Genomic DNA, 16,000 nt, shown 5'->3' on the forward strand with positions numbered 1-16,000 from the left:
GACTTTAGTCAGATTTAAAAACCTATGGACTTTGAGTCCATAGTGGTTTAGTTAAAAATGCCATACTCCAAGTCATGAAGGAATTATTAATAAAGGAAATGTTTCTTATAATAAAAAAGAGCTTTAAATTTTATGAAATCTAAAGCTCTTAAGTTATAAACAGAGCAACTTAGATTTTAATTACATTCTATTCTATATACTTCTCTTTGTACACTGCCAATTGGAGGTACAGAAAAATTTGTCTCAGTTTGGCATCCAACAGGAATACGCTCAATTTCAATATGCTGTAGTAGCCATGTGTTTGTTGTCTCTTCTTGATATTTGGATTCAAGATATGTGACTTGTTCACAATCACAAGATACTTCTTGTTGCACTTCTACTTCTACTTCTGGTGAGCACTTTAAAAAGGTTAATCCACAAATAAGTGCAACGGACAATGTTAATAGTAGTTGTTTTTTCATATCTAGTAAATTTGGGAATATAAACATAGAGATATTTTTTAAATTATCTATGAAATACATTATATATTCGACGAGATGCGCTATTATGAATTTTTTAAATGATTTCTATAGATTTTTTTGTATAAAAAACAGATATGGTTTTAAGTATTAATGGTCGCTTACGTAACTAAATTGAGTTATCTGATAAGACATATTAGACATTCCAGATATTTTAAGGTTGTCTGTTTTATTGAAATTTAGTTTGAACAAACAAAATTCATTAAAAAACAAAGGAGTCAGTAGTTAGTTACATGAAATTTGATTTTGATGACTTCTTCTTTATTGACCATTTTTGCTCTTAGTTATTGAGAATTGTCGCTTTGGTTGTAACCTATTTATTATTGAGATTTTAATTTATTACTGAGTTCTAAAAAATTTATTGATAATTAAATATTTCATCAATAATTTTCAAACCTTTCAAGATTATATTTTGAAAGGTTTTTTTATTGTAATCGGTTTTCCTACATTTAAGAAAACTAATCATTTATGCTCAAAAAAGTATTCGCAAGCGCCGTTTTTGGTGTTGAAGCTTCTACAATAACTGTTGAAGTTAATGTTGATAAAGGTATTGGGTATCATTTAGTAGGACTTCCAGATAATGCCATAAAAGAAAGTAATTATCGTATTGCAGCTGCATTACAGAATAATGGCTACCGAATTCCAGGCAAAAAAATTACCATTAACATGGCACCTGCAGATTTAAGAAAAGAAGGTTCTGCTTACGATTTAACTTTGGCTGTTGGCATTTTAGCAGCATCTAAACAGATAAAAGCAGAAAATTTAGAAGATTATCTCATTATGGGAGAATTGTCTTTAGACGGAAGCTTGCAGCCATTTAAAGGGGCTTTACCAATTGCTGTAAAAGCTAGAGAAGAAGGGTTTAAAGGTTTTATTCTACCAATTCAGAATGCCAAAGAAGCAGCTATCGTTGATGATTTAAAGGTCTTTGGAGTAGATAACATTATGCAAGTTATTAATCATTTTGATAAAGGTGAAACTTTAGAGCAAACCATAATTGATACTCGAAAAGAATTTTATAAAAATTTAGATTTTCCTGAATTCGATTTTGCAGATGTTAAAGGGCAAGAAAGTATAAAGCGCTGTATGGAAATTGCTGCAGCTGGTGGGCACAACATTATTCTAATTGGTCCTCCGGGTTCTGGTAAAACGATGTTAGCAAAACGCTTACCAAGTATATTACCTCCAATGACGCTTCACGAAGCTTTGGAGACTACTAAAATTCATTCGGTAGTAGGTCGCGTAAAAGCACATGCAGGACTCATGTCTCAACGACCATTTAGAAGTCCACATCACACAATTTCTAATGTAGCACTTGTTGGAGGTGGAAGTTATCCGCAACCAGGTGAGATATCCTTATCTCACAACGGAGTATTGTTTTTAGACGAATTACCAGAATTTAAACGTGAAGTCTTAGAGGTAATGCGTCAGCCTTTAGAAGACAGAGAGGTGACGATTTCTAGAGCAAAGTTTACAGTAACTTATCCATCGTCATTTATGTTAGTAGCTAGTATGAATCCTAGTCCGAGTGGTTATTTTAACGATCCAGATTCACCGATAACATCCTCTCCTGCAGAAATGCAGCGTTATATGGGAAAGATTTCTGGACCTTTATTAGATCGAATAGATATTCATATTGAAGTCACTCCTGTGCCATTCGAAAAACTTGCAGATGAGAGAAATGGTGAATCTTCTGTAGAGATAAGAAAACGAGTGACCAAAGCCAGAGAAAACCAAACTGAACGTTTTAAGGACTTAGAGAATATTCATTACAACGCACAAATGAATACCAAACAAATACGACAACATTGTAAGTTAGAAGATGCATCAATGCTATTGTTAAAGTCAGCTATGGAACGATTAAATCTATCAGCAAGAGCTTATGATAGAATTCTTAAAGTATCTCGTACAATCGCAGATTTAGAAGGCTCTAAAGATATTTTGGGAGCTCATATTAGTGAGGCAATTCAATATCGGAGTTTAGATAGAGAAGGTTGGTTGGGATAACCAATTCCTGTTCAGACAGGAATCTCATTCAGATTTGAAAGAAATGTTGGCCAAGGTTTGAAGCAAGAAAAAATGTTGCATTTCAATAAAAATTAACGATTATTACTTATGAATAAATTATTTCCAATTTTATTAATCATCTTAGCTTTCAATTGTAACAATGCTGAAAAAAAAGAGAGCTTAACAGAAGAAGTAACTTACAAAAGTGAAGTTGTTGAAGCTCCAACTTTAAACCTTGAACATGCCAACCGGTTAGCAAAATTACCATTACATTGCATGAATACTGAGTATCCAAATAAATTAAACCAAACCATTGGTGATGCTTCAGATTTAAAAACGCCAAAAGAATTGCATCCTGCATTTTATGGTTGTTTCGATTGGCACTCAGCGGTTCATGGTCATTGGAGTTTGGTTTCGCTTTTAAAACAGTTTCCAGATTTAGAAAATCGAGTTGAAATTCAAGAAAAATTACTTCAAAATCTATCTAAAGAAAACATAGAACAAGAATTGCTCTACTTTGATGGTCAGTATAACAAATCCTTTGAGCGTACTTATGGTTGGGCATGGTTGCTAAAACTAGTTGAAGAGTTGCATACTTGGGATAATCCAAAAGCTAGAGTGTTAGAAACAAATATTCAGCCTTTAACTGATTTAATAGTAAATAAATACCTTGAGTTTTTACCAAAACTGAATTATCCAATTAGAGTAGGTGAACATCCCAATACAGCTTTTGGGTTGAGTTTTGCTTACGATTATGCAGTTGCTGTAAATCATTCAGAATTAAAAACTTTAATTGAAAATAGAGCAAAAGATTTTTATGCTAGCGATAAAGGTTGCCCTTTAGAATGGGAGCCAAGTGGTTTCGATTTTTTATCACCTTGTTTAGAAGAAGCCGCTTTAATGAAACGTGTTTTATCTAAAGATGAATTTAAAGTTTGGTTTCAATATTTCTTACCACAATTAAAAGATATAGCTTTTGAGTTAGCTGTTGGTGAAGTTTCGGATAGAACAGACGGAAAATTGGTACATCTCGATGGTGTTAATTTTTCGAGAGCTTGGAGTTTAAACTATATCGCAAAAAATCTACCAGAATACGAGCATCTTAAAAATATAGCCAATCAGCATATTAATTATTCATTACCAAGTATTGTTGGAGATAGTTATGAAGGTGGTCATTGGTTAGGAAGTTTTGCTATTTATGCTTTGAATTCAGTTGATAAATAATGAAGAAATTCTTTAAGAATATCGGGCCAGGTCCATTGGTGGCTGCTGCTTTCATTGGTCCAGGCACAGTAACCTTATGTACGCTTGCAGGTGTTAATTTTGGTTATGCTTTATTGTGGGCGATGGTGTTATCTATTTTAGCAACCATTGTGCTTCAGGAAATGGCAGCAAGATTGGGAATTGTATCTCAAAAAGGATTGTCTGAGGTCATTAGGTCAGAAATTAAAGATCCAATAATACGAGGTCTTGCAATTGTCTTAATATTAAGTGCAATTGTAATTGGTAATGCGGCTTACGAAGCAGGAAACATAAGTGGTGGAGCTTTAGGAATGGAAACTATTTTAGGACAGCCTATAATAACAATTGGTGTTTTTAGTTTTAATACTTATGCCATAATTATTGGTGTTATAGCATTTGTTTTTCTCTTTATTGGCAGTTATAAGGTTTTAGAAAAGGCCTTGGTGTTTATGGTAATACTAATGAGTTTAGCCTTTTTAATTACAGCAATAATTACAAAGCCAAGTTTATCAGCCATTTTTAAAGGAGCTTTTATTCCAAGGTTTCCAGAAGATAGCATCCTTACTATTATTGGTTTAATTGGCACAACTGTAGTGCCATATAATTTGTTTTTACATGCATCATTAGCAAAAACCAAATGGAAAGATAAAAGCGATTTAAATTATGCTAGAAAAGATACAATTTTAGCTATTGTTTTAGGAGGAATTGTTTCTATGTGTGTGATGATTGCTGCTGCTGCAATTCCATATCAAAGCATTTCTAATGCGTCTGATTTGGCCATAAGTTTAGAACCCTTATTTGGTGTACAAGCAAAATATTTTTTAGCCATCGGTTTATTTGCTGCAGGAATTACTAGTGCAATTACAGCGCCATTAGCTGCTGCTTATGTAGCAAGTGGTTGTTTGGGCTGGTCAGCAAATTTAAAGTCGGCAAAGTTTAGAGCAGTCTGGATGTTTATTTTAGGCTTGGGTGTTGTTTTTTCAACAATAGGATTTAAGTCAATTGAAATTATAAAGTTTGCTCAGGTTGCAAATGGTTTATTATTGCCCATAATTGCAGGGTTTTTGCTTTGGGTGATGAATAAAACTTCTGTACTTGGATTGTATAAAAATTCAAAATTTCAGAATATATTAGGAATAATCATTCTGATGATCACGATTTTTTTAGGTGCAAAAGGAATTCTTAGTGTTTTTAAATTAATATAAATGACAACAAGTTATCAAATCGATATTAATGCAGATGTTGGTGAAGGTATTGGCAACGAATCTGATATAATACCTTATTTATCATCTTGTAATATTGCTTGTAGTGGACATGCTGGTGATATAAAAACCATGACTGAAGTTGTGAAGTTAGCAAAGAGGCATAATGTAAAAATTGGTGCTCATCCTTCTTTTCCTGATAAGACTAACTTCGGAAGAGTTGATATGAAAATATCTGCTGCCAATTTATATTCAATTTTAAAGCAACAAATTAGAGCATTGCTAAGTATATTACATAATGAAAACGCACAATTGCATCATATAAAACCGCATGGTGCATTGTATAACTTAGCTGCAAGAGATGAAAAAACAGCGCTAGTAATTATTGAAGTTTTAAAAAGTATTGCAATGCCAATAAAACTTTACGCACCTTATAAATCTAAAATTGCAGAATTAGCAAGTAATGAAAATATTCCAGTCACTTTTGAAGCTTTTGTCGATAGAAATTACAACGATGATTTATCACTAGTATCTCGAAAAAAAAATAACGCATTGTTGAGTGATAAAGACGAAGTTTTGCAGCATGTTTTGCGTATGGTAAAGCATCAAAAAGTAAAAACAATTAGTGGAGTAGAAGTGCCAATTAAAGCATCAACATTTTGTGTTCATGGAGATGCAAATAATGCTATTAAAATATTAAAATATTTGAACCGAGAATTGCCTAAACATCAGGTTGAAATCATGTAATAAATTATGGAGTTCGAACTTCGATATGCACAGTATAATTCTTTTTCCATCTTAATAGAATGGCCAGCTATAATTGATAAAAATGTGCTAAATGACATTCTAAATTTTAAAAATAGCATTAAAAAAAATAATGTTAAACATAAAGCTGAAGTAATAAACACATATAGCTCAATATTAGTAATTTACAACCTCACTATAGATAATATCAATGATGAAATATTAGAACTAAAAACACTTTATAAAAGTAAAAATAAATTTCAAAATACTCATCCTTTAATTTGGGAAATACCAGTTTGTTATGATGATGAGTTTGGTGTGGATTTAGATTCATTTTCAAAAGAAAAAAAACTTTCAAAACCAGAAATTATATCATGTCATTCTGAGGCTATTTATACAGTTTATTTTATTGGTTTTTTGCCAGGTTTTTTATACTTAGGAGGACTGGATTCTAAATTGTTTTTAGATCGTAAAACTTTACCAAATCTAAATGTGAAAAAAGGCTCAGTAGCCATTGGTGGACAGCAAACAGGTATTTACCCACAAGATAGTCCTGGCGGATGGCATATTATTGGTAATTCACCTATTGAATTGTTTAATGCTAATGAAAACCCTCCTTGTTTAATAAATGTTGGAGATAAGGTAAAGTTTATTTCTGTTGATAAACAAGACTATTTAGACATTCAGAAATCAGTATATCGCTTTAATTATCAATTAAAATCTATCAATACTTATGATTAAGGTTTTAAAATCGGGTTTTTATACCACTGTTCAAGACACAGGACGCTTTGGTTACAGAACTTATGGTGTGCCTGTTTCTGGAGCGATGGACTCTTATTCGAGTCAGTTTGCAAATGCACTTTTAGGAAATAAAAGTGAAGATGCGCTTCTCGAAATCACAATGACTGGTTCGAAATTACAATTTTTACAGCCTACAATAATTGCAATTTCTGGTGCAGATCTTTCACCTATATTAAATGACAAACCTGTTAAGATGAATGCCGTATTAACTATTCAAAATAATGATATTTTGAGTTTTGGAAAATTAAAATCTGGTTTAAGGGTTTATTTGGCTATAAAAGGAGGGGTTTTAAGCAATAAGATTCTTGGAAGTAGAAGCATGTATAAAGTTATAACACATAATCATCGAATTACTGATGGTGATACATTAGCTTATAAAAGCTATATAGCTAATCTGCAAAAGTTAAATGCTAATGTGAAGTATAATTACACAACCCTTAAAAACAATACATTAGAAGCCTATAAAGGTCCAGAATTCAATAGATTATCGAGAGATATACAAGAACAACTACTAAACAGCGACTTTAAGGTCTCTAAGCTTAATAATCGAATGGCATATCAGTTAGAGCCTTTATTTAAAAATAACTTAAAGCAAATTTTAACTTCGCCAGTGCTACCAGGAACGGTTCAATTAACACCTTCCGGACGCCTAATTGTTTTAATGCGAGATTGCCAAACTACTGGTGGTTATCCTAGGGTATTGCAGCTTACAGAAAAAGCAATTAGTATTCTGAGCCAAAAAGCCATAGGAAAAACATTAAAAATTAGACTAAAAGTTTCATAATGTAAGAAAGTGACTAATAATTATTTGCTGTGTTCAATAATTTCAATAATTTAGTGTCAACTATTAATTAATACAAACTACTTATTATGAAAAATTTCGGATTACTCTTGCTAGGAATTATTTTAGGAGCACTAGCTATGTATTATTATTGCTTTAACAATAAGGTGAAGATGACTTCTGAACCTATAACATCAGTAACGCCCAAAGGGCTAATTACACCAAAGGAAGCCAAGGTATTAGATGCGGCTTATAGTTTTAGGCATAAAATTATTAGTGACTCTTTATTTAGTAACACTACAACTGGTGACAACAGATCATCCTGGTGGTCGTTAGAAGATATACAAAATTACATCAAGCATGCAGAGAACCAAGCTGGTGAATTGGGTTATATTATGGACGGATTGCGAGTCTATTTAGGCGCTTACCCAGATGCAAAAGGAGAAACGGGTTTAACAACAATGTTTTTTATTCCAACAGGTTATAACAATACATCCGAAGGAAGTATGATGCCATTGAGAGGTGGTAGTGGAGATATTTCTGGTGGAGATGGATTGAATATGGGTGAGAGTGGTAAACCACCTGGAGCAAATTATCCTCAATGATTAAAACTTATTTGATTTAAATGACAACCTTTGATTTCCTCTTTCATTTACTTGAGTTAGGAGCTGCTTTATCGGCTTCTTTTTATTGGTTAAAAACAAAAGAGAATGCTATTAGACCATTTGTTTGGTATCTATGGTTTATAGTTTTTATTGAAACTTTAGCGATGTATCCTTTTTTATATGAAATTTTGGATAATTCAATAATAAACAATATTAAGAACTCTCAATTTTATCGTAATACTTGGCTTTATAATACTTATGACCCAATAGTCGTATTTCTTATTGGAAAGTTTATGATTAGCAATACAAACACGTTATTCTCTCATAGAATCATAAAGTCTTTAGTATTAGGCTTTATTATTTTTTGGCTGGTCTATTTTCTTTTTGTAGCTAATTATTTTGAAGCGGTACTTCCTTATGATTTTGTAATTTCAACCTTCGTTATCTTTATTATGGTGATGTTGTATTTAAGAGAATTATTAAAGAGCAATGAATTAATGAATTTTTATAAGTCGCCTGTTTTTTACGTTATCATAGCATTAATGTTATGGTATATTTGTTTAACTCCCTTGTTTATTTTTAATGCCTTTCATTTAAAGGTTAATGAAGAGTTTTTGTCATTTAGAAAAATTTTCTTAAATACATCTAATATAATATTGTATTCATGGTACATATTTGCATTTTTATATCCACTTCGATTCCAAAAGAAATTAATACCGAGATAATTGCTCTTATTGGGTACGTTGTTTTTTTTGTTTTAATACTGGTGATTGTGTTTGTAGTTTTTTTTACAACCTTTCAACGTCGTAAGAATCAATTACTTTTAGACAATATTAAGCAACAAAAACAATTTGATGAAGAACTCATAAAAACGCAACAGGAAATCCAAGAAGAAACTTTAAAACATGTAGGGAGAGAATTACACGATAATGTAGGACAAATGTTAGTTTTAGCAACGATGCAAATGAATGCTGTTGCTAAAGTTGCTAAAGAAGATATAAAAGTTAAGGTTGATAACGCTTCTAGTGCATTAAAAGAGACACTAACTGAGGTAAGAGCGTTATCTAAGTCCTTAAATAGCGATGTAATATTTAATCTTGGATTTGATGCAACAGTAAAGAACGAAATTGAACGTTTAAATAAAACGGGTTTAATTCAGACAAGTGTTACAATTTCTGGTGAGAAGGTAGATTTTGAAAACAAAAAAGACGACCTCATTTTGTTTCGTATTCTTCAAGAATTTTCTTCAAATACATTAAAATACGCTGAAGCCGAAAACTTAGATATAACTTTAAATTATCTAGAAGGTAAGCTAAAAATTGAAGTTAACGATGATGGAAATGGATTTGATACGGATTCTGCAGAAAAAGGCTCTGGGTTAATTAATATGGAGAAACGAGCAGATCTAATAAATGCAAGTTTTAATTTAGAATCAAAAACAGACAAAGGAACTAAGTTAACGATTGTTTATCCTTACAGAACAGTTTAATCCATACAAGCTTTCCATAATGGATCGTTAGGCAAAGGTGCAGTAATAATGAGTTCCTCTTTTTTTACAGGGTGAACGAAGCGTAATGTTCTGGCATGCAAACTAATGCTAGCATCTTTATTACTACGGTTAAAACCATATTTAAGATCACCTTTTATTGGGCAACCGATTGATGCCAATTGAGTACGTATTTGGTGATGCCTTCCGGTTTCTAAATCAATTTCTAATAAATAGAAATTATCTAGTTTTTTAATAACATTATAGAGTAAAATCGCTTTTTTACTATCGTCAATTTCTTTAAAATAGGCTGTAGATTTATTATTTTTAGGATTCTTCTTTAACCAATGTACAAGTGTATCCTTAGTTTTTGGTGGTTTATTTTTAACTAAAGCCCAATAGGTCTTCTTTGCAGACTTTTCGGCAAATAATTTATTAAGTCGAGGTAAAGCTTTGCTTGTCTTAGAGAATAAAACAACACCTGTTGTAGGTCTATCTAATCGATGTACTACACCTAAAAATACATTTCCAGGCTTATTATATTTATCCTTAATATATTCTTTTACAACATCACTAAGTGGTTTGTCACCAGTTTTATCACCTTGCACAATATCGCCTGCACGTTTGTTAACCACAATTATATGATTGTCTTCATGTAAAACTTGAAGATTGTTTTTGGTAGAAATAATTTTATCTGAAGTACGAGCCACGAATACACGAATAATTATCTTGTTGCTTCTTACTAATATTGCTCAGTCTCATTAGGAAAGTCTTCAGACTTCACATCATCAACATATTGTGAAATAGCCTTTGTCATCTCTTCATAAAGATGCATATATCGTCTTAAAAATCGGGGATTAAATTCGTGCGTCATGCCAAGCATATCGTGTAATACAAGAACTTGTCCATCTACACCATTACCAGCACCAATACCAATTACAGGAATTGAAACACTTTCTGCAACTTCTTTAGCCAAAGCAGCAGGTATTTTTTCTAAAACAATGCCAAAACAACCTGCTTTTTCAAGCATTAAAGCATCTTCTTTTAATTGCTGTGCTTCTTGTTCTTCTTTAGCTCTCACTGTATAAGTACCAAATTTGTATATAGATTGAGGAGTTAAGCCTAAATGGCCCATTACAGGAATACCAGCGTTTAAAATACGTTTTATAGATTCTTTTACTTCTTTACCACCTTCCATTTTTACTGCATGTCCTCCAGATTCTTTCATAATTCTAATGGCAGAACGTAAAGCTTCTTTAGGATCGCTTTGATAACTGCCAAAAGGTAAATCGACTACAATTAATGCACGTTCAATTGCTCTAACAACGGAGGATGCATGATAAATCATGTGGTCTAATGTAATTGGTAAAGTAGTCTCATGACCAGCCATAACATTACTAGCAGAATCACCAACTAAAATAACATCTATACCAGCACCATCAACAATTTTAGCCATAGTATAGTCGTATGCCGTAAGCATAGATATTTTTTCGCCTTTAGACTTCATATCTACTAAAGTCTTTACTGTAATTCTTTTGTACTCTTTTTTTGCTACTGACATATTACTTAAATTAGTATTCGTAAAAATAATGAGTTTTGTTAAATTTTTGTTTAAAATAAGATAGAAATACTATCGAAGTCTTATTTTTCAATCAAACTATGCCAATCATGAAACAACTATTATTAATTCTTATTTTTTGTATGGGACTAAATGTAAATGCTCAAGAGACTGAAACTGAAAATGTAAAAGCCAAAGTCATTGAATTCTTTGATGCTTTCCATAAACAAGATACTACAGCTTTAAAGACAATAGTTAAAGGAGATATTAAGATGCAATCCATTTCAGTCAATAAGGAAGGCAAAACGGTTTTACAAGAAGAAAGCTATAAAAATTTCATAAAAAGTATTGCAAGTATTCCAAAGGACAAAACTTTTGAAGAAAAGTTATTGAGTTTCGATATTAAAGTAGATGGAAATATGGCAAATGCTTGGACTCGTTATGAATTTTGGTTCAATGGTAAGTTTAGCCATTGTGGAGTAAATTCGTTTCAACTCATTAAAGAAGATGGGGAATGGAAAATTATTTATTTAGTGGATACTAGACGCAGAGAAGGCTGTAAGGATTAGCAATCAGCCATATTTACACTTATTGCTAAACCACCCTCAGAAGTTTCCTTATACTTAGTATTCATGTCTTTTGCAGTTTCCCACATGGTGTTAACCACTTTGTCTAAAGGCACTTTTACATTTTTAGGGTCAGTATCTAAAGCTAATTCGGCAGCATTTATTGCTTTTATCGCTCCCATAGCATTGCGCTCAATACATGGTATTTGCACTAATCCACCAATTGGATCGCAAGTTAAACCAAGGTGATGTTCCATAGCTATTTCTGCAGCGACTAAAACCTGTTCAGGAGTTCCGCCTAGCAATTCACACAATGCACCTGCTGCCATAGCAGAAGACACTCCAATTTCTGCTTGGCAACCTCCCATTGCTGCACTAATTGTTGCTCCTTTTTTAAAGATACTTCCAATTTCACCAGCCACTAACAAAAATCTTTTAATATGTTCAAAATCAGCTTTATGATTTTCAATCACCAAATAATACATTAGTACGGACGGAATAACACCAGCACTCCCATTAGTTGGTGCTGTAACTACACGACCAAGAGAAGCATTAACTTCATTTACTGCTAAAGCAAAACAGCTCACCCATTTTAAAATCTGGCGAAACTTAACTTCCGTTGTTCTAATAGTTTCAAGCCATTTTTTCGGGTTTTCATATTTGTTTTCTCCAATTAGGTTTTTGTGCATATCATAAGCTCGTCGTCTTACATTTAAACCACCAGGTAAATTGCCTTCTGTATGGCAGCCAACATACATGCATTCTAGCATGGTATTCCATACACGTTTCAATTCAAAATCTATAGAAGCCTCATCCCTAATAGATTTTTCGTTTTCTAGTACTACACCAGAAATTGGAAGTTTTAGTTGATGACAAAATTTTAATAATTCATCTCCATAAGAAATAGGATATGGAAATGTGCAATAGAAAATAATTTTATTTGCCTTAGAAATTTTTCGTTCTTCTTGTACCACAAATCCGCCACCAATAGAGTAGTAGGTCTGTTTGTAATTTCTGCCATTGATTAAAGCGGTAAATGACATTCCGTTAGCGTGAAATGGTAAAAATTTACGATTGAAAATGATCTGCTCTTTTATATTAAAAGGAAGTCCTCTTTCATCGTTAAAATTAAGTGTATTTGTATCTTTTATTATTGAAATAATGCCGTCGATACTCTCCACAGGAATATACTCTGGGTCTGCACCACTAAGTCCTAGTAAAACAGCATAATCAGTGGCATGTCCTTTTCCTGTTAGTGATAAAGAGCCGTAAAGATCTACAGTGATGTGTTCAACCTTGTCAAAACGATTCTTTTCTTTCAGTTCTTTTATCCAACGTTCAGCTGCTCGCCAAGGTCCTAAGGTGTGAGAACTCGATGGACCAACACCAATTTTAAGCATGTCAAATATAGAAATACATTCCATTAATGAAAACGTTTTAGTTGTATCGCAAATATAGATTTTGTTTCCTCAAAGACTTTTAATTTAAGAAATAAAAAAGCCTGAAACTAATTTCAGACTTTTTCAAATAATATAAAATGTTTTTTACCCGCTGTGCATTTTAAATCTAAAAATACAAATTGACGTCAGTTCGAGTGATTTTGAGACACGAAAAATTTTATCGTTTTGAGAACTCAGTAATATTGTAAGCTTCTATAACTGCTTTTATGTCACTATAGTCAACATTGTTTATATTAGTGCCGCGACCAACATTAATAGCAGGTACTACGACTACTCGAAAGACTTTGTTTTGAGTCCAGATATCATCTAAGATTTCTAAATTAGAACCTTCTAGAAAGAAATCCACATATATTGAAGTGAATTCAAAATTATAAACTAAATCGTTACCGTCTTCAAAAATGATAGTTTGTGGTACTAAGCGCCAAACATCTTGCTGATGTCCAGGATTATCTTTCCACAAAATATAAACTAAAGTTACTTCGGTTGGAAAAACTTCAAAGCCATAATTTTCTCTTACTGTATAATCATTTTCAGATGTAAAATCAACATTTTCAATCTCAAAAGCAGGTGCAACTTCGCCATCAAAACCGGGAGGTCCTTGGTCGCCTGTGCAAGAAGTTAATAACAAAGCAAATAGTGTAATAAAGGATAATATACGTTTCATGTGTAAATATTTTAATTTGTTTATAAGGTCACATGGTGCATCCATATGAAAATTTCTTTGTGCAACTAAATTTTTAGTGATGGATGGCTCATAATGTTTAGGTTTCTTTTAATGTATCAAAACTAATACCAAAGTTGAGGATATTAAAAATAATATCGATAAAACAAATCTGACATCATGTCACATTTTTTGTCATGGCATAATCATTGTCTATTAGTAATCGAGTTTAAAAATGAACAACACTATAATTTCCGTGAAGACGGAAAGCTATTAAAACAAACATATTATTATGAGTAAGATTATTGGAATTGATTTAGGTACAACAAACTCTTGCGTTTCTGTAATGGAAGGTAATGAGCCAGTTGTAATCCCAAACGCTGAAGGTAAAAGAACAACACCTTCGGTTATCGCTTTCGTAGAAGGTGGTGAAATTAAAGTTGGTGATCCAGCAAAAAGGCAGGCAGTAACTAACCCAACAAAAACGGTTTATTCGATTAAACGTTTTATGGGTAATAAGTATTCTGAGTCTAAGAAAGAAGCAGAACGTGTACCATATACGGTTGTAAAAGGTGACAACGATACACCAAGAGTAGATATCGATGGTCGTTTATATACACCACAAGAATTATCAGCTATGATTCTTCAAAAAATGAAGAAAACTGCTGAAGATTATTTAGGACAAGATGTGTCTGAAGCTGTAATTACAGTACCAGCGTATTTTAATGATGCACAACGACAAGCAACTAAAGAAGCAGGTGAGATTGCTGGTTTAAAAGTTCGTAGAATTATCAACGAACCAACTGCGGCAGCATTAGCTTACGGAATGGATAAAAAGGGTATTGACCAAAAAATCGTAGTATTTGATTTTGGTGGTGGAACTCATGATGTATCTATCCTAGAGTTAGGTGATGGTGTTTTCGAAGTATTATCTACAGATGGTGATACTCATTTAGGTGGAGATGATGTAGATCAACGTATTATCGATTGGTTAGCTGAAGAATTTATCGCTGATGAGAGTATGGATTTACGTAAAGACCCAATGGCTTTACAACGTCTTAAAGAAGCTGCTGAAAAAGCGAAGATTGAATTATCATCTTCTGCACAGACAGAAATCAATTTACCTTATGTAACGGCTACTGCTAGTGGACCAAAGCACTTGGTACGTACATTAACACGTTCTAAATTTGAGCAGTTAATTAACGATTTAATCAAACGTACTATTGAGCCATGTGCTTCTGCATTAAAAGCAGCAGGATTATCTAAATCTGATATTGATGAAGTTATTCTTGTAGGAGGTTCTACACGTATTCCTGCAGTACAAGAGGCAGTAGAGAAATTCTTCGGAAAATCGCCAAGTAAAGGTGTGAACCCAGATGAGGTTGTTTCTTTAGGGGCAGGTATTCAAGGTGGTGTATTATCAGGTGATGTTAAAGACGTTCTTTTATTAGATGTTACTCCATTATCTCTTGGTATAGAAACTATGGGTAATGTATTAACAAAGCTAATTGAAGCAAATACTACCATTCCTACTAAAAAATCGCAAGTATTCTCAACAGCGGCAGATAACCAGCCATCTGTAGAGATTCACGTATTACAAGGTGAACGTCCTATGGCACCAGATAACAAAACAATTGGTCGTTTTCACTTAGACGGAATTCCACCAGCAAGACGTGGAACACCTCAGATTGAAGTAACTTTTGATATTGATGCTAATGGTATCATTAAAGTATCTGCAACTGATAAAGCGACAAATAAAACGCAAGATATCCGTATCGAAGCATCATCTGGATTAACAGAAGAGGAAATCCAAAAGATGAAAGCTGATGCTGAAGCTAATGCAGAATCTGATGCTAAAGCTAAAGAAACAGCAGATAAATTGAATAGTGCTGATGCTATGATTTTTCAAACAGAAAGTCAGTTAACTGAATTTGGTGATAAATTATCTGACGATAAGAAAAAACCAATCGAAGATGCACTTGAAGAATTAAAGAAAGCTTTTGAAACAAAAGATATCGAAGTAATTGACCCAGCTTTAGAGAAAATCAATGAAGCTTGGAAAGTTGCTAGCGAAGAAATGTACAAAGCACAAGCAGATGCTCAAGGTGGAGATGCAAGTTCTGATGCAGGAGCTGAACAACCAGAAGCTGAAACTGATAATGTTGAAGACGTAGATTTTGAAGAGGTGAAATAACCTTGATTTGTCATTCTGAATTTACTTCAGAATCTATTATAAAAAACGCAATCATTAACTTGATTGCGTTTTTTAATATTTGGAAGTGAAATTAAAGTCCGTAAACCTAAATTTAACTAGATTTACAGTAGCCTAACTAAACAAAATTGAAATTAAGACGACACATTTTCTGGAT

At 32.8% G+C, this 16,000-nt stretch carries 16 protein-coding genes; 11 read left to right on the forward strand and 5 right to left on the reverse strand.

Annotated elements, in window-relative coordinates; genetic code table 11:
- Positions 1-176: 176 nt before the first annotated feature.
- Positions 177-461, reverse strand: a complete 285-nt coding sequence (locus AAC053_RS11005) for a hypothetical protein (protein ID WP_339756355.1) — start codon at positions 459-461, stop codon at positions 177-179.
- Positions 462-986: 525 nt separating this feature from the next.
- Here AAC053_RS11005 and AAC053_RS11010 point away from each other — a divergent pair.
- The 9 genes from AAC053_RS11010 to AAC053_RS11050 all read left to right on the forward strand — a co-directional run bounded on the left by AAC053_RS11010 (position 987) and on the right by AAC053_RS11050 (position 9,389).
- The gene (locus AAC053_RS11010; protein ID WP_339756358.1) at positions 987-2,525 is read left to right on the forward strand and encodes a YifB family Mg chelatase-like AAA ATPase; all 1,539 of its coding nucleotides are present in this window, start codon (positions 987-989) and stop codon (positions 2,523-2,525) included.
- Positions 2,526-2,633: 108 nt separating this feature from the next.
- Positions 2,634-3,749 (forward strand): DUF2891 domain-containing protein, encoded by a 1,116-nt coding sequence (locus AAC053_RS11015; protein WP_339756360.1) that lies wholly within the window; start codon positions 2,634-2,636, stop codon positions 3,747-3,749.
- Positions 3,746-4,972 carry an Nramp family divalent metal transporter gene (locus AAC053_RS11020; protein ID WP_339756395.1) on the forward strand — a complete coding sequence of 409 codons (1,227 nt, stop codon included), beginning with the start codon at positions 3,746-3,748 and terminating at the stop codon, positions 4,970-4,972. Before AAC053_RS11015 ends, AAC053_RS11020 begins: the two co-directional genes overlap by 4 nt.
- Positions 4,973-5,716 carry a 5-oxoprolinase subunit PxpA gene (gene pxpA, locus AAC053_RS11025; protein ID WP_339756363.1) on the forward strand — a complete coding sequence of 248 codons (744 nt, stop codon included), beginning with the start codon at positions 4,973-4,975 and terminating at the stop codon, positions 5,714-5,716.
- A gap of 6 nt (positions 5,717-5,722) precedes the next feature.
- Positions 5,723-6,454: a 5-oxoprolinase subunit PxpB gene (gene pxpB, locus AAC053_RS11030; protein ID WP_339756366.1), complete on the forward strand. Its 732-nt coding sequence runs from the start codon at positions 5,723-5,725 to the stop codon at positions 6,452-6,454.
- Positions 6,447-7,298 (forward strand): biotin-dependent carboxyltransferase family protein, encoded by an 852-nt coding sequence (locus tag AAC053_RS11035; RefSeq protein WP_339756368.1) that lies wholly within the window; start codon positions 6,447-6,449, stop codon positions 7,296-7,298. Before pxpB ends, AAC053_RS11035 begins: the two co-directional genes overlap by 8 nt.
- 86 nt (positions 7,299-7,384) lie before the next feature.
- Positions 7,385-7,900, forward strand: coding sequence for a hypothetical protein (locus AAC053_RS11040; RefSeq protein ID WP_339756371.1), 516 nt, complete (start codon positions 7,385-7,387; stop codon positions 7,898-7,900).
- A 20-nt stretch (positions 7,901-7,920) separates the two neighbouring features.
- Positions 7,921-8,625 carry a hypothetical protein gene (locus AAC053_RS11045; protein WP_339756374.1) on the forward strand — a complete coding sequence of 235 codons (705 nt, stop codon included), beginning with the start codon at positions 7,921-7,923 and terminating at the stop codon, positions 8,623-8,625.
- 47 nt (positions 8,626-8,672) lie between these two features.
- Complete coding sequence (locus AAC053_RS11050; RefSeq protein ID WP_339756377.1) at positions 8,673-9,389, forward strand: histidine kinase; 717 nt, start codon at positions 8,673-8,675, stop codon at positions 9,387-9,389.
- Here the strand turns inward: AAC053_RS11050 and AAC053_RS11055 are convergent.
- Both AAC053_RS11055 and panB read right to left on the reverse strand, forming a co-directional pair.
- Complete coding sequence (locus AAC053_RS11055; protein ID WP_339756380.1) at positions 9,386-10,096, reverse strand: RluA family pseudouridine synthase; 711 nt, start codon at positions 10,094-10,096, stop codon at positions 9,386-9,388. The genes AAC053_RS11050 and AAC053_RS11055 overlap by 4 nt on opposite strands.
- A gap of 32 nt (positions 10,097-10,128) precedes the next feature.
- The gene (panB, locus tag AAC053_RS11060; protein ID WP_339756383.1) at positions 10,129-10,947 is read right to left on the reverse strand and encodes a 3-methyl-2-oxobutanoate hydroxymethyltransferase; all 819 of its coding nucleotides are present in this window, start codon (positions 10,945-10,947) and stop codon (positions 10,129-10,131) included.
- A 107-nt stretch (positions 10,948-11,054) separates the two neighbouring features.
- On the opposite strand from panB, the gene AAC053_RS11065 reads away from it, so the two are divergent.
- Positions 11,055-11,513 carry a nuclear transport factor 2 family protein gene (locus tag AAC053_RS11065; RefSeq protein WP_339756385.1) on the forward strand — a complete coding sequence of 153 codons (459 nt, stop codon included), beginning with the start codon at positions 11,055-11,057 and terminating at the stop codon, positions 11,511-11,513.
- On the opposite strand, the gene AAC053_RS11070 is transcribed toward AAC053_RS11065, so the two are convergent.
- Both AAC053_RS11070 and AAC053_RS11075 read right to left on the reverse strand, forming a co-directional pair.
- Positions 11,510-12,934, reverse strand: a complete 1,425-nt coding sequence (locus AAC053_RS11070) for an L-serine ammonia-lyase (protein WP_339756388.1) — start codon at positions 12,932-12,934, stop codon at positions 11,510-11,512. The two genes, AAC053_RS11065 and AAC053_RS11070, sit on opposite strands and share 4 nt — an antisense overlap.
- Positions 12,935-13,127: 193 nt before the next feature.
- Complete coding sequence (locus AAC053_RS11075) at positions 13,128-13,634, reverse strand: hypothetical protein (protein ID WP_339756391.1); 507 nt, start codon at positions 13,632-13,634, stop codon at positions 13,128-13,130.
- A gap of 289 nt (positions 13,635-13,923) precedes the next feature.
- Here AAC053_RS11075 and dnaK point away from each other — a divergent pair, with 289 nt between their 5' ends.
- The gene (gene dnaK, locus AAC053_RS11080; RefSeq protein WP_339756393.1) at positions 13,924-15,825 is read left to right on the forward strand and encodes a molecular chaperone DnaK; all 1,902 of its coding nucleotides are present in this window, start codon (positions 13,924-13,926) and stop codon (positions 15,823-15,825) included.
- The last annotated feature ends 175 nt before the right edge of the window (positions 15,826-16,000 follow it).

The sequence above is a fragment of the uncultured Winogradskyella sp. genome, assembly GCF_963975125.1.
Lineage (GTDB): Bacteria > Bacteroidota > Bacteroidia > Flavobacteriales > Flavobacteriaceae > Winogradskyella.